The sequence below is a fragment of the Pantoea sp. ANP04 genome (genome assembly GCF_041982285.1).
In the GTDB taxonomy this organism is placed as follows: domain Bacteria; phylum Pseudomonadota; class Gammaproteobacteria; order Enterobacterales; family Enterobacteriaceae; genus Pantoea; species Pantoea eucalypti.
In genome coordinates, this window is the sequence record NZ_JAUTYS010000017.1 from 26,692 (window position 1) to 39,743 (window position 13,052).

The 13,052-nt window shown below is 55.5% G+C and carries 18 protein-coding genes; 6 read left to right on the forward strand and 12 right to left on the reverse strand.

Annotated elements, in window-relative coordinates:
- Nucleotides 1-43: 43 nt before the first annotated feature.
- Nucleotides 44-316, reverse strand: coding sequence for an oxidative damage protection protein (locus Q7C21_RS19595; RefSeq protein ID WP_003853409.1), 273 nt, complete (start codon nt 314-316; stop codon nt 44-46).
- Nucleotides 316-1,401 carry an A/G-specific adenine glycosylase gene (gene mutY, locus Q7C21_RS19600; RefSeq protein ID WP_003853407.1) on the reverse strand — a complete coding sequence of 362 codons (1,086 nt, stop codon included), beginning with the start codon at nt 1,399-1,401 and terminating at the stop codon, nt 316-318. The genes Q7C21_RS19595 and mutY overlap by 1 nt, the downstream gene beginning before the upstream one ends.
- A 154-nt stretch (nt 1,402-1,555) precedes the next feature.
- Here mutY and trmB point away from each other — a divergent pair, with 154 nt between their 5' ends.
- From trmB to Q7C21_RS19615, 3 genes are all read left to right on the forward strand, one after another.
- Nucleotides 1,556-2,275: a tRNA (guanosine(46)-N7)-methyltransferase TrmB gene (gene trmB, locus Q7C21_RS19605; RefSeq protein WP_375151042.1), complete on the forward strand. Its 720-nt coding sequence runs from the start codon at nt 1,556-1,558 to the stop codon at nt 2,273-2,275.
- A complete protein-coding gene (locus Q7C21_RS19610; RefSeq protein WP_375151043.1) occupies nt 2,275-2,601 on the forward strand; it encodes a YggL family protein in 327 nt (108 codons plus the stop codon). The genes trmB and Q7C21_RS19610 overlap by 1 nt, the downstream gene beginning before the upstream one ends.
- 65 nt (nt 2,602-2,666) lie before the next feature.
- Nucleotides 2,667-3,383: a DUF2884 domain-containing protein gene (locus Q7C21_RS19615; protein WP_003853402.1), complete on the forward strand. Its 717-nt coding sequence runs from the start codon at nt 2,667-2,669 to the stop codon at nt 3,381-3,383.
- A 49-nt stretch (nt 3,384-3,432) separates the two neighbouring features.
- On the opposite strand, the gene hemW is transcribed toward Q7C21_RS19615, so the two are convergent.
- The 4 genes from hemW to Q7C21_RS19635 are packed head-to-tail and all read right to left on the reverse strand — an operon-like array spanning nt 3,433 to nt 6,454.
- Nucleotides 3,433-4,572, reverse strand: coding sequence for a radical SAM family heme chaperone HemW (hemW, locus tag Q7C21_RS19620; protein WP_140034089.1), 1,140 nt, complete (start codon nt 4,570-4,572; stop codon nt 3,433-3,435).
- Nucleotides 4,565-5,158 carry an XTP/dITP diphosphatase gene (locus Q7C21_RS19625; protein ID WP_003853397.1) on the reverse strand — a complete coding sequence of 198 codons (594 nt, stop codon included), beginning with the start codon at nt 5,156-5,158 and terminating at the stop codon, nt 4,565-4,567. The genes hemW and Q7C21_RS19625 overlap by 8 nt, the downstream gene beginning before the upstream one ends.
- 21 nt (nt 5,159-5,179) lie before the next feature.
- Nucleotides 5,180-5,734, reverse strand: a complete 555-nt coding sequence (locus tag Q7C21_RS19630; protein ID WP_003853395.1) for a YggT family protein — start codon at nt 5,732-5,734, stop codon at nt 5,180-5,182.
- A 12-nt stretch (nt 5,735-5,746) separates the two neighbouring features.
- The gene (locus tag Q7C21_RS19635) at nt 5,747-6,454 is read right to left on the reverse strand and encodes a YggS family pyridoxal phosphate-dependent enzyme (RefSeq protein ID WP_008925687.1); all 708 of its coding nucleotides are present in this window, start codon (nt 6,452-6,454) and stop codon (nt 5,747-5,749) included.
- A gap of 14 nt (nt 6,455-6,468) precedes the next feature.
- Between Q7C21_RS19635 and Q7C21_RS19640 the strand changes: the two genes are divergently transcribed.
- Nucleotides 6,469-7,476 (forward strand): type IV pilus twitching motility protein PilT, encoded by a 1,008-nt coding sequence (locus tag Q7C21_RS19640; RefSeq protein ID WP_003853390.1) that lies wholly within the window; start codon nt 6,469-6,471, stop codon nt 7,474-7,476.
- Here Q7C21_RS19640 and ruvX read toward each other — a convergent pair.
- From ruvX to Q7C21_RS19670, 6 genes are all read right to left on the reverse strand, one after another.
- Complete coding sequence (gene ruvX, locus Q7C21_RS19645; protein ID WP_003853387.1) at nt 7,470-7,889, reverse strand: Holliday junction resolvase RuvX; 420 nt, start codon at nt 7,887-7,889, stop codon at nt 7,470-7,472. The two genes, Q7C21_RS19640 and ruvX, sit on opposite strands and share 7 nt — an antisense overlap.
- Nucleotides 7,889-8,452: a YqgE/AlgH family protein gene (locus tag Q7C21_RS19650; RefSeq protein ID WP_033762926.1), complete on the reverse strand. Its 564-nt coding sequence runs from the start codon at nt 8,450-8,452 to the stop codon at nt 7,889-7,891. The genes ruvX and Q7C21_RS19650 overlap by 1 nt, the downstream gene beginning before the upstream one ends.
- Before the next feature lie 87 nt (nt 8,453-8,539).
- Nucleotides 8,540-9,484: a glutathione synthase gene (gene gshB / locus Q7C21_RS19655; RefSeq protein ID WP_003853383.1), complete on the reverse strand. Its 945-nt coding sequence runs from the start codon at nt 9,482-9,484 to the stop codon at nt 8,540-8,542.
- An 87-nt stretch (nt 9,485-9,571) separates the two neighbouring features.
- Nucleotides 9,572-10,303 (reverse strand): 16S rRNA (uracil(1498)-N(3))-methyltransferase, encoded by a 732-nt coding sequence (rsmE, locus tag Q7C21_RS19660; protein ID WP_375151044.1) that lies wholly within the window; start codon nt 10,301-10,303, stop codon nt 9,572-9,574.
- A 70-nt stretch (nt 10,304-10,373) separates the two neighbouring features.
- Nucleotides 10,374-11,078: a deoxyribonuclease I gene (gene endA, locus Q7C21_RS19665; RefSeq protein WP_008925684.1), complete on the reverse strand. Its 705-nt coding sequence runs from the start codon at nt 11,076-11,078 to the stop codon at nt 10,374-10,376.
- Nucleotides 11,079-11,153: 75 nt separating this feature from the next.
- Nucleotides 11,154-11,666 (reverse strand): SprT family zinc-dependent metalloprotease, encoded by a 513-nt coding sequence (locus Q7C21_RS19670; RefSeq protein WP_078804940.1) that lies wholly within the window; start codon nt 11,664-11,666, stop codon nt 11,154-11,156.
- On the opposite strand from Q7C21_RS19670, the gene Q7C21_RS19675 reads away from it, so the two are divergent.
- Both Q7C21_RS19675 and Q7C21_RS19680 read left to right on the forward strand, forming a co-directional pair.
- Nucleotides 11,665-11,823, forward strand: a complete 159-nt coding sequence (locus Q7C21_RS19675; RefSeq protein ID WP_003853375.1) for a hypothetical protein — start codon at nt 11,665-11,667, stop codon at nt 11,821-11,823. The two genes, Q7C21_RS19670 and Q7C21_RS19675, sit on opposite strands and share 2 nt — an antisense overlap.
- 55 nt (nt 11,824-11,878) lie before the next feature.
- Nucleotides 11,879-13,027 carry a glycosyltransferase gene (locus Q7C21_RS19680; RefSeq protein ID WP_375151045.1) on the forward strand — a complete coding sequence of 383 codons (1,149 nt, stop codon included), beginning with the start codon at nt 11,879-11,881 and terminating at the stop codon, nt 13,025-13,027.
- The last annotated feature ends 25 nt before the right edge of the window (nt 13,028-13,052 follow it).

The window sequence follows — 13,052 nt, forward strand, 5'->3', positions numbered from 1 at the left end:
GCCTGACCTGGATAACCGGCCTCAGTGATGAGGCCCGGAATGTTTACGCTTCTGGCGGTGTATAGCCTTCGATATGAACGTCTTTACCTTCGAACAGGAAATTGATCATCTCCTTCTCCAGCACTTTACGATCTTCGGGATTCATCATGTTGAGCTTTTTCTCGTTGATCAACATGGTCTGTTTCGCCATCCACTTCTGCCAGGCTTCTTTGGAGATGTCGTTGTAAATACGCTTACCCAGGTCGCCCGGATAGAGCTGAAAATCCTGACCTTCCGCGTCGCGCTGTAAAAAAGTACAAAAAATGGTGCGGCTCATTACTCTTCCTCATTAATCTCACAACTGTCCAAAGCCAGTTGTCGGGGATGGCGCAGCTCGTGTAACAGGCGCTCAACGGGTGCAGCTAATCCCACAGATGGTGGCAGCGCTAAGTTATACCAGAGACCGCCTGCTTCATCCATCGCCGCCCCGGCAGAAGGCCATGACAGCCACATTGGCACGATATCAAGATGGAAATGGCTGAAGGTGTGACGAAACGCGGTTAGCTGCTGCGGTTTTGCATGGATGCCACGCGCCGTCAGCCAGTCGGTGAGCGCCGTTTCGGTGGTGAACTGCGGGAAGCAGAACAGACCGCCCCACAGGCCCACAGGCGGACGCTGCTCCAGCCAGACATCATCGCCATCCTGCATCATCAGGAACCAGCCGCTGCGTTCCGGCAGCACCTGCTTAGGTTTCTTGCCGGGATAGCTCGCCCAGCTGCTGCTGGCGTACGCCTCACAGCCGCTGTTAAGCGGACAGATTTCACACTTCGGCTTCGAACGGGTACAGACGAGAGCACCCAGATCCATCATTGCCTGATTAAACTGGCTGACGCCCTCGGCAGGGGTGACCTCTTCACTGATCTGCCAGAGACGTTTTTCGACCTCTTTTTTACCCGGCCAGCCGCCAATGGCATAGCAGCGAGCCAGCACACGCTTGACGTTGCCATCCAGAATCGGGAAGTGCTGGCCCAGTGACAGCGACAGAATCGCGCCGGCCGTGGAGCGGCCAACGCCGGGCAGGGCAGAGACATCATCAAAATTACGTGGGAACTCGCCCTGATGCACTTCAACAATCTGCTTTGCGGCTTTATGCAGATTACGCGCACGGGCGTAGTAGCCGAGCCCGGTCCAGAGGTGCAGCACCTCATCGAGCGGTGCCGCAGCCAGATCGGTAACCGTGGGGAAGCGCGCCATAAAGCGTTCAAAATAGGGGATTACAGTGGCAACCTGGGTTTGCTGTAGCATCACTTCAGAGAGCCACACCTTATAAGGCGTTTTCTCCAGCTGCCACGGCAGGGTTTTGCGACCAAAGCGCTGATACCAGTCCAGCACCTGTTGCGCGAACTGCGGCGCTTGCATCATAAGAAGGAAATTTTCCGTGTTTACTCTACACTCAGGCAGGAATTCCAGCACATGCGCACCTGGGTGTAAACCGGAAGATTGCAAAGGCTTGCTTCTGCTTATGAACTTTGCATAATGCCCGTTTCCCGGAACAGGCTAACCAGCAGGCTTTTACATGATTAATGACGTCATCACCCCAGAATTTGATGAGAACGGGCGGCCATTGCGCCGGATCCGTAGCTTTGTGCGCCGCCAGGGTCGCTTAACAAAAGGCCAGCAGCAGGCGCTGGACACCCTGTGGCCGATCATGGGGGTGGAATATCAGCCGGAGCCTGTCGATCTGCCCGCATTGTTTGGCCGCGAAGCCCCGGTGACGCTGGAGATTGGCTTTGGCATGGGTGCCTCGCTGGTCACTATGGCGCAGAACACGCCGCATCAGAACTTCCTGGGTATTGAAGTGCATGCGCCAGGCGTAGGTGCCTGTCTGGCTTCCGCGAAAGAAGCCGATGTGCAGAACCTGCGGGTAATGTGTCATGACGGGGTGGAAGTGCTGGAGAAGATGATTCCGGATAACTCACTGCGTATGGTTCAGCTTTTCTTCCCCGATCCATGGCATAAAGCGCGCCACAATAAACGCCGTATCGTTCAGGTGCCTTTCGCCGAGCTGGTGATGCGTAAACTGAAGCTGGGCGGCGTTTTCCACATGGCGACCGACTGGGAAGCCTACGCGGAACATATGCTGGAAGTGATGAACAGCATTTCTGGCTACCGCAACCAGTCAGAACAACACAATTACGTGCCGCGTCCTGAGACGCGTCCACTGACCAAGTTTGAGCAGCGCGGGCAGCGTTTAGGCCACGGCGTATGGGATTTAATGTTTGAGAGGGTGAAATAATGGCCACACAACGCAGCCGCCGTTTACGTAAAAAACTGCACATCGATGAGTTTCAGGAACTGGGCTTCTCGGTTGCCTGGCGTTTCCCGGAAGGCACCAGCGAAAGCGAAATTGATGAGACGCTGAACCAGTTCATCAACGAAGCGATCGATCCTAACGGTCTGGCTTTCGATGGCAGCGGTTACATGGTGTGGGAAGGTCTGGTTTGCCTGCAGAAAACCGGCAAATGTACTGATGAACATCGTGCGCTGGTTCGCAAATGGCTGGAAGATCGCAAGCTGCAGGACGTGCAGATGACTGAACTCTTTGACGTCTGGTGGGACTAAGTCGTCACACCGTGTCGGGCTGAGGCCCGATCAAAGGGTTTCAGACCCGATCTTAGGGAGTAGATATGATGCGTAAAACGCTTCTTGCTGTGCTGCTGGTAGCAGCAACTCAGGCTCAGGCAGCCTATGAATGCAGCGTTAAGCCTCAGGACGATGTGGTCATCAGACCACAGAGTGTGCAGGTGGTCGGTGCCAACGGCAATATGGAAATCTCGCCGCAGGGCGACGTGCAGTTCAATGGACAGAAGGTCACGCTGGATAATGCTGAGCGCCAGAAAGCGATCGACTATCAGAACGCGCTGCGTCGCGATCTGCCGTGGATCGACAGCGGGGCGACGTCACGTCTGGAGAAAGGGCGGGCGGCACTGGATCGGGTCATCGTTGAGAAACTGGGCACCGACAGCAACGTGCGCAATCGCCTGACCACACTGAATGGCCAGCTGAAACAGCAGATGAATCGCATTATTGAACACCGTGAAGACGGGCTGACGTTCCACCATCAGGCGATTGATCAGGTGCGCGCCGAAGGTGAAAGGCTGGTGCAGTCGACGCTGGGCGGCGTGATGCAGGATAGCCTGAATGAGATGGGCAGTAAGCAGGGCAGCGGCGGAAGTAATCCGCTGCAGGCGATTATGGGGAATCTTGGCGGTTTGCAGCAGTCGATTCAGGCTGAGTGGAGCAAACAGGAGCAGGATTTCCAGAACTTCGGTCACGAGGTGTGTAATCGCGTTATTTCGCTGGAAGATCAGCGTAAACAGCTTACTGGCGCACTGAAAAAATAAAAATCGCCTCAGCCTGCCGGGCTGAGGCGATTTTTTTACCCTTCCTCGCCTATTCTTCCGCTAAAAACAGCTCCAGCAGCGAGTTCAGGAAGAGTTTTCCTTTCTCCGTAATCTGCCACTGCTCAGCGGTTTCTATCACGTAACCGGCGGCAATCGCGGCATCCATCTGTGGACGAATCACCTGCTCTGACAAGCCGGTGTAGCGGCTGAATTCGTCACGCGGCGCGGCCTCCAGCAGGCGAAAGCGGTTCATAAAATATTCAAACGGCTTGTCGCTATCGGCAACGTCGTACTGCTTTTCGCGATAGTTGCCCTGCATAAACCCACGCGGATGACGGGTTTTCACCGTGCGAACAATGCGGCCATCTGGCTGCGTCAGCTTGCCGTGCGCGCCACATCCAATTCCCAGATAGTCGCCGAAGCGCCAGTAGTTGAGGTTGTGTTCACAGCGATAACCCGGCTTCGCGTAGGCGGAGGTCTCATACTGCTGATAACCGGCCGCCTGCAGCAACTGATCGCCCTGTTCGAAAATATCCCACAGCGCATCATCATCCGGCAGCACCGGCGGGCGTGAGCCAAACAGGGTGTTGGGTTCGATAGTGAGCTGATACCAGGAGAGATGCGGCGGATTCAGCGCAATCGCCTGACGTAAATCATCAAGCGCCTCTTCCAGCGACTGATCGGGCAGGCCATGCATCAGGTCGAGGTTAAAGCTGCGCAGCGACAGAGACTCCGCCAGTTCAGCGGCGCGGACGGCCTCTTCCGGGCCATGAATGCGGCCAAGACGCTGCAGCTTTTGCGGGCTGAAACTTTGCACGCCAATCGAAATACGGTTAATACCGGCGCGCTGATAGGCACTGAACCGGTCCGCTTCCACGGTGCCCGGATTGGCTTCCATGGTCACTTCGGCATCAGGGGAGAGCGTCAGACGCGCCCGCACACCATCCATCAGCATCTGCATCGCGCTGCTGCTCAGCAGGCTGGGCGTGCCGCCACCGATGAAGATCGTGCGCACTTCACGGTCACCGATCAGCGGCAGGTCGATCTCCAGATCGCGCAGCAGGTGCTGTACGTATTCAACGTGCGGCACCTCATCTTTTAGCGCATGGGAGTTAAAATCACAGTAGGGACATTTCTGTACGCACCACGGAATGTGGATATAGAGACTTAACGGCGGCAGATTAGGCATTACGCATGGCTTCCAGCAACAGCGTCAATGCTTTACCCCGGTGAGAAGCTGCACCTTTTTCCGCTTTACTCAGCTCGGCCGCTGTTTTACCCAGCGCCGGGACAAAGAAAATCGGGTCGTAACCAAAGCCACCGGTGCCAGAGGCGGAGCGGGTAATCTCACCCTGCCAGCTGCCGTGGAACACCAGCGGGGTCGGGTCTTCCGCATGACGCAGATAGACCAGCACGCAGTGAAACTGCGCCTGGCGCTGACCGTCAGGCACATTTTCCAGCGCCTGCAGCAGCTTCTCCAGGTTCTGCTGATCGCTGGCCTCTTCACCGGCGTAGCGCGCAGAGTAGATGCCAGGCGCGCCGCCCAGCGCATCCACGGCCAGGCCGGAGTCATCGGCAATGGCCGGTAATCCGGTGATCTGTGCCGCGTGACGCGCCTTGAGAATCGCGTTCTCAATAAAGGTCAGGCCGGTCTCATCCGCCGATTCAACCCCAAGGTCAGTCTGCGCGACGATATCCAGACCAAAGGCGGAGAGTAACTCCGCCAGCTCACGCACTTTGCCGGGATTGCCGGTTGCGAGGACAACTTTTTGCATAACAGTTCCAGTTTGATTCATTTACAGCAGATACCAGAGACCCGGGAACAGGTCCATGCCGAGAAAGTTCAGGGCATACAGCACCAGGATGACGATCATCGCTGAGAAATCGATGCCGCCCATCGCAGGCAGAATACGGCGAATCGGTGCCATCATCGGCTCGGTTAACTGCACCAGCAGATAATCGACAGGACCCCGACCCTGGCTAATCCAGCTCATCAGAGAGCGTACGATGATGACCCAGAAGACCAGATAGCCGGCGGATTTGACCAGCGACAGCAGACCGACCAGCAGATTAGTCGGATCGACCGAGAACACACCCACCTGGATTAGCAATAAAATCGGGTATTTCAGCGTGGTCAGCACAAAGGCCAGCAGCAGTGAAGCAGTATCAATCGGCCCCAGAGCCGGCAGTATGCGGCGCAGTGGCTTAACAACCGGCTGTGTCACTTTAACGACAAACTGTGCCACTGGATTGTAAAAATCGCAGCGGGACCACTGCATCCAGATGCGTAACAGCAGCACCATGACGTAGAGATCGATCAGCGTTTTTACTAAAAACGTCAGTGTTAACATGAAGTTCCTCTATTATTGTTGTGAGTTGTGCGCATAATCTCGTGCGCCAAAAATGGCGGTGCCGATACGCACCATCGTACTGCCTGCGGCGATTGCCGCCTCCATGTCATCGCTCATTCCCAGTGAAAGCGTATCAATATCCGAATACTGCTGTTGCAACTGCCGGAAGGCTTCCGCCATCTGCTGACACACTGCCAGCTGACGCTGATAATCGCTCTCCGCAGCCGGAATCGCCATCAATCCCCGCAGCCGCAGTTGCGGCAGCGCAGCAATCTGCTCCGCCAGCCCGGAAACGGCCTCCAGCATGATGCCAGATTTGCTGTTCTCGTCACTGATATTTACCTGAATTAACACATTCAGCGGTGGCAGCGAGGCGGGCCGCTGATCGCTGAGCCGCTGCGCAATACGCTGGCGGTCAATGGTGTGACACCAGGCGAAATTTTCTGCCACCAGACGGCTTTTGTTGGACTGCAGCGGGCCGATGAAGTGCCACTCCAGCTCAGGATGTGCGGCCAGTGCCTGGACCTTTTCAACCCCTTCCTGAACGTAATTTTCACCAAAGCCAATCTGGCCTGCGGCAAAGGCTTCTTCGACCGCGCTCGCAGGTTTGGTTTTACTGACTGCAAGCAGGGTAATTTCTTCTGGTGCGCGGCCGCACTGCGCGGCAGCGGCGGCGATTCGCTGCCGCACTTGCTGTAGGTTCTGCTGGATTGAGGTCATAGTCAGGAGAAATTATGAATCTGGATGAAATGGTGGAGCTTAGTGTAAAGCATAATGCCGTCGATCTGCACCTTTGCAGCGGACATTTGCCCTACTGGCGACGGCAGGGACGGCTGGAGGCGATTCCACAGCAGGCGGTGCTCTCTGCTGACTGGATGGCGCAGTTTATGGCCCGCTGGCTCAGTGACCCGCAGTGTCAGGAACTGGCGAGCACAGGGCAGCTCGATTTCGCCCTGAGCCTGGCCTGCGGCCAGCGTCTGCGCGCAAACCTGTTTAAGCAGCGTAACGGCCTGTCACTGGCGCTGCGCATTATTGCCTCTGTGTGCCCGACGCTGGAGAGCCTGCAACTGCCTGCTATTGTGCCGACGTTACTGACGCAGCAGGATGGGCTGATTCTGGTGACCGGTGCCACGGGCAGCGGTAAATCTACCACGCTGGCGGCGCTGGTCGATGCGCTGAACGGACAGCAGGCGCGCCATATCATTACGCTGGAAGACCCGATTGAATTTATTCACCACAGCCAGCAGTCGCTGATTCAGCAGCGCGAAATCGGCCTGCACTGCAGTTCGTTCGCCCAGGGGATAAAGGCGGCACTGCGTGAAGATCCTGACGTCATTCTGCTGGGCGAACTGCGCGACAGCGACACAATCAGACAGGCGCTAACGGCGGCAGAGACCGGCCATCTGGTGCTGGCAACGCTGCACACACGTGGCGCAGCACAGGCGGTAGATCGGCTGGTGGATGTCTTCCCGGCGGAGGAGAAGCATCTGGTGCGCACTCAACTGGCAGGCAGCCTGAAAGCGGTGATTGCACAGAAACTGGTGCCGTCTGCTGCCGGGTCGCGCATTGGACTGTTTGAGCTACTGATTGCCACGCCTGGCATCACGAATCTGATCAGGGAAGGCAAGATGCACCAGATCCCGGCAATGCTACAGACCGGCGCACAGGCCGGTATGCAGACGTTTGAGCAGAGCAGGCTGGCGCGTCAGGCTGACGGGCTGATTAAGCCGGAAGGTCAGTAATGGTTTTCGAACCAGTCCTGCAAAATGATGGCAGCAGACTGTGAATCAACCGACCCTTTATTGAGCGCGCGATAACCACCACGTTCAAACAGGCCAGCACGCGCTTCTACCGTGCTGAGTCGTTCATCCTGAAGCTCTACACGAATGCCAAAGCGACCGTGCAGACGGTTAGCAAATTTACGCGCGCGGTCAGTTAACGGCTGCTCAGTGCCATCCATATTGAGCGGTAAGCCGACGACCACGAAATCGGGCTGCCACTCTTTCAGCAGCTTTTCGATCACCAGCCAGTCCGGAATGCCATCCTGCGCTTTCAGGGCGGTCAGCGGTCGGGCGCTGCCAGTGAGTTGCTGCCCTACGGCGACACCAATACTTTTGGTGCCGAAATCGAAACCTAACAGAGTTTGAGTTGACATCAGGCGTGTCCGGCGTCGCTGGCCATGTTGTGAATATCGACGCCAATACTGCGCGCCGCTTCGCGCCAGCGCTCTGAAATCGGCGTCTGGAACAGGATGTTGCTGTTAGCTGGCGTCGTCAGCCAGGCATTTTCCATCAGCTCATTCTCCAGCTGATCTTTTTCCCAGGCACAGTAACCCAGCGCGACCAGCACATTGGTGGGCTGAGACGCCGTGCCGATGGACTCCAGCACGTCACGGGACGTGGTGATGATCGTGTTATCGGACACACGAATGCTGGAGGTAAACGTGCGTTGGGCTGAGTGCAGGATAAAGCCACGATCTTCTGCCAGCGGCCCGCCGGTAAACACCGGTTTATCCAGCTTGATCGACGGATCGCGATCTTCAGCAGAGATTTTCAGCTTCTTCAGAATGCCTTCAACCGTCAGGTTTTCCATGGGTTTATTAATGATCAGTCCCATTGCACCCTCTTCGTTATGTTCACAGACATAGACTACGGAACGTTTGAAGAAAGGATCCTGCAATGAAGGCATGGCAATCAAAAAGTGATGTTGTAAATTCATTGTCACACGATGTACCAAAAAAATAACCGGCACGCGACGACCGCACCGGTATTGGGTTGATCACGGAGCCTCGCCCCGGCGTTTTGCTCAGCCCAGGCGTTTCTCAATGGCATCCATCAACATGCCGGTGATGGAGATCGGGAACGCAGCCTCAATTTCACGTATGCAGGTTGGGCTGGTCACGTTAACTTCTGTCAGTTTATCACCGATGATGTCCAGACCGACAAAAATCAGTCCTTTTGCTTTCAGCGTCGGGCCAACACGACGTGCAATTTCCCAGTCGCTTTCGCTTAACGCACGTGCTTCACCACGCCCACCAGCCGCGAGGTTGCCACGCGTTTCACCGCCCTGCGGAATACGTGCCAGGCAGTAAGGCACCGGCTCGCCATCCACCACCAGCACGCGTTTGTCACCCTCTTTGATTGCCGCAATGTAGTTCTGCGCCATGCAGAAACGACTCTCATGCTCGGTCAGGGTTTCGGTAATCACGCCAAAGTTAGGATCGTCTTTCTTCACGCGGAAAATAGACGCACCGCCCATACCATCCAGCGGCTTCATGATGATATCACCATGCTCCTGCCAGAAATCACGCAGCTGCGCTTTGCTGCGGGTGACCAGGGTGTCCGGCGTAAACTCGGCGAACCAGGCGGTGTAGAGCTTTTCGTTACAGTCGCGCAGGCTCTGCGGCTTATTCACGATCAGCGTACCCAGCTCTTCAGCACGCTCCAGAATGTAGGTCGCATAGATGAACTCGGTATCGAATGGCGGATCTTTACGCATCAGCACCACGTTCAGATCAGCCAGCGGGATCACCTGCTCGCTGCCGAACTGGAACCAGTTCTCAGGGTTCTGCTCAACGGTCAGCAGGCGGGTGCGGGCAGACGCCACGCCACCACGCATGGAGAGATCGTGCATCTCCATGTAGTGAATTTCGTAACCACGGCGCTGTGCTTCCAGCAGCATGGCGAAGCTGGAGTCTTTTTTAATATTGATGGACGAAATAGGGTCCATCACGATGCCAAGTTTAATCATTATTATCTCCTCGGTGAGGCGGCATTGACCGCCTCGTCTGGTTCGGTCTGCAGTGGGCCGATGAGTCAGGACCGCTGAAAGTATCGCTTAACCCAGGTCGCCAAACCTCACCTGAAGTGCCGTAATGGCCGTCAGCGCGGTAGTTTCGGTGCGTAATACCCGTGGGCCAAGCAAAATGTCAGTAAAATCGTGCTGCGCCGTCATCGCAATTTCGTCCGCAGACAAACCGCCTTCAGGACCAATCAGCAGTCGTACCCGCTCAACAGGCTGTGGCAGCGTGTTGATGCTGTGACTGGCGCGGGGATGCAGGTTGAGCTTTAAACCGCTGTCAGCTTCCGCACACCAGGCTTCCAGTGTCATCGCTTCACGAATCTCCGGCACGCGATTACGTCCGCACTGCTCGCAGGCGGCAATCGCAATTTTCTGCCACTGCTGGATTTTTTTCGCCAGACGCTCAGCATCAAGCTTTACGCCACAGCGCTCGGAAAACAAGGGTGTAATGATATTCACGCCCAGTTCGATCGATTTCTGGATAGTGAATTCCATTTTTTCACCGCGCGACATCACCTGACCTAAATGCAGATGTAAAGGCGAATCGCGATCGTCCGGCTGGCTCTCTGTGACGGATACTTTTACACGCTTTTTATCAACATGCGTGATCTCTGCTGCAAAAGTCAGATTAGTGCCATCAAAGAGTTCCAGACGCTGACCTGCCGTCATCCGGAGCACGCGGCCTACATGATTGGATGCATCTTCATCCAGGGTAATTTCACTGCCGATGTCCAGGGGTTCGGCGTGATAGATGCGAGGTATGCGCATAAGATTCCTGAGACCGGACGCCGCGCTGCAGCGGCGTCATGGAAAAAAGAGCTAGTGTAGGGCAGGGATTTTAGCGCTGGCAAGCCTGCTGCACATAAGGATTGTGATTGCCCTGAACCTTTGCAATGCGCTGGTCGCGTTCGCACTCCCATTGGGTGACGGGATAGAGCCTGTCCCAGGCGGTAAACAGCTGCGTCTGCTGGCGCGAAATGCGCAGATGATACTGGTCGCGCATGTAGAAATAGGTGCGGGCAATGGCGCCACGCGCACGAGCGGGTGGCTCTGCCTGTTTGAGTTTAAAATCGATCTTCATCTCACACTGGCCGTACTGCTTCTCGCTGCCGTTCCATTGACTGTAGGCGAAGTTGCCACGGTCGCCATTCACTTCACCCACCGCAGGTTCCAGATTGTGCAGGTCAGTTTCAATGCGGCGATAGTCGGGATCTTTACTGCAGTTTTTGCGGCCTCCCTCCTGCCAGCACTGGCGCTGATGACCGAATTCCCATGCCGGCATCACATGTTCCCACTCAATACGTGCAGCGCGGTTCGCATTTTTGCGCACCTGGTAACCACAGCTGCTGAGATCGGGCGTGCCTTTTTTTCCCTGCCACTGAATTTTACAGCCGCAATAAAACGAACCTGGCGCATCGGCATTGATCGCCGCCGCAAAGGTTTTGGCCTGCTGAAAGTTATTCTGATGATAGTTATTCAGGTTGAGGGCGTCAGCGGCGGGGACAAACAGCAGTGCAACCGCCAGACTTAAAATGCGAGACATATTCCAGCTTCTACCTAATACGAAAAAGGGCGGCAGGTTAACAGAATGTGGAATAGGGCGGAATGGGGAGTGTTCTCAGGAGGCGATAAACTCGCCTGCGACCAGCAGGCTGCCACAGTGCACACAGCGATATTCACTCTCTTTGCGCAGCACCCGATTGTGGCGGCGCACCGTCAGCTGATGTTGCTGGCACTGACAGCGGTAAGCGAAAGTGTTGCTGCGCACGGAGGCGATCTCAAACTGATGGGTGCGTCGTGCCGGAACGCCCAGCACATTCTCCATCATCCACTTCCACTCTTTGCCGTGGGGTGCGACGCGACCAAACTGCTTCCAGACCAGCAGATGCGCCAGCTCGTGCGGCACCACTTCATCGATAAATGCCTGCTGATTTTCCAGCAGCAGCACCGGATTGATGCGGATCTCCCAGGCAGTCAGCCAGGCGGTGCCCGCCGCCGTTCCGCGTTGCTGATAGAGCAGTTTCGGTTCCGGATAAGCGGTTTTCAGTACCTGATTTGCGCGCTCAAGCGACTGACGCAGTGAGCGCATAACGGCCTGCTGCAGGGCAATGGGGAGACGAGGTGTTTTCATGGTGCTCAGAATAATCGCCGCCGCGCAGGAACTCAACGTTAGCCGTAAACAGGGCCGCGCAGAGTCTATACTTCGCCAGCTGTCTCCGGATAAGCAATACGCCGTCCTGCCGATGGTGGGGAATGGCGAAGCCCATCGGCTGAAATTGCTGGATTAAATATAGTTATGGCCTTTTTTAGAATATTCTATTGCAGACATTCACTGGCGAGTGAATGGATGAAAAGCGAACGGCACAGAGCATGGATAAAGCAATGAAAAATAATGATAACGTCAGGAAACAACGGATTGTGCTGGTGACGGATTTGATGGCCGGTCGCGGTGGTATGGAAAATGTGACCTGTCAGTTGATCACCGCCCTGAATGCGGAAGCCGGAACGGAAGCGGGGCTGTTTATTATTAACAGCGGAGAGGAGAGCCACTCCCGTGCCTGGACCGCCAATGCCGTACTGGCAGAGAGCGTCTGCACGCTGCGGAATAAGAAAATTAAAAATCTTATTCACACGCTGAGAATGGCTGCTTTCTTTCGTCGCTATCAACCCGATCATGTTCTGACCCTCAACACCATTCCCTGTCTGATGACGCGTCGGGCTATTACGCTTTCAGGCCGCAAAATCGTGCTTTCAAGCTGGATGCACCTGCCACCGCGCGAACGATATCGCCCACATTATCTGCTGCGGGCCGATCACCATTTTGCTATCAGTAATGAGATCAAAGCGCAACTGGTTGAGTTAGGCGCCCATGCCTCTGACGTTGATGTCATCTATAACCCCATCAGGCGCAATGATGAGGTTATCGGCAGACCGCAGGCGCTGAAGTTTCTCTATATTGGTCGCGTCCATTTTCAGCGACAGAAACAGCTCAAAGACCTGTTTGATGCCTTGCAGAAACTCGATACGCCCTGGACGCTGGAGATCGTGGGGGACGGCGAAGATCTGACGCGCTGTCAGCACTACGTGGCGGAACTCGGGATTCAGGATCGCATTACCTGGCATGGCTGGCAGGAGAACGCCTGGGCGTATGTCAGCCGCCATATTAAACAGGTCACCTGCCTGGTGATGACCTCTAACTTCGAAGGCTTCCCGCTGATTCTGCTGGAGGCGATATCGCGTGGCGTCTACTGCGTCTCCTCCGACTGCATCAGCGGCCCGTCAGAAATTATTCAGAATGGTCTCAATGGTCAGCTCTATCCCACTAATGACAGCATGGCACTGGCCGCTATTCTCAACACCATGAGCGGGGATTTTCACTTTCCTGATCATCAGGTTATTAAAGCGAGCATTACCGGTTTTTATGAGGAAAATTATATGAAGCACCTGATGAGTGTGTTTAACCGCCTAACTGAGGTTAAGCATGACGAATAGAACCAGTCGCGATGGATTAACGTTA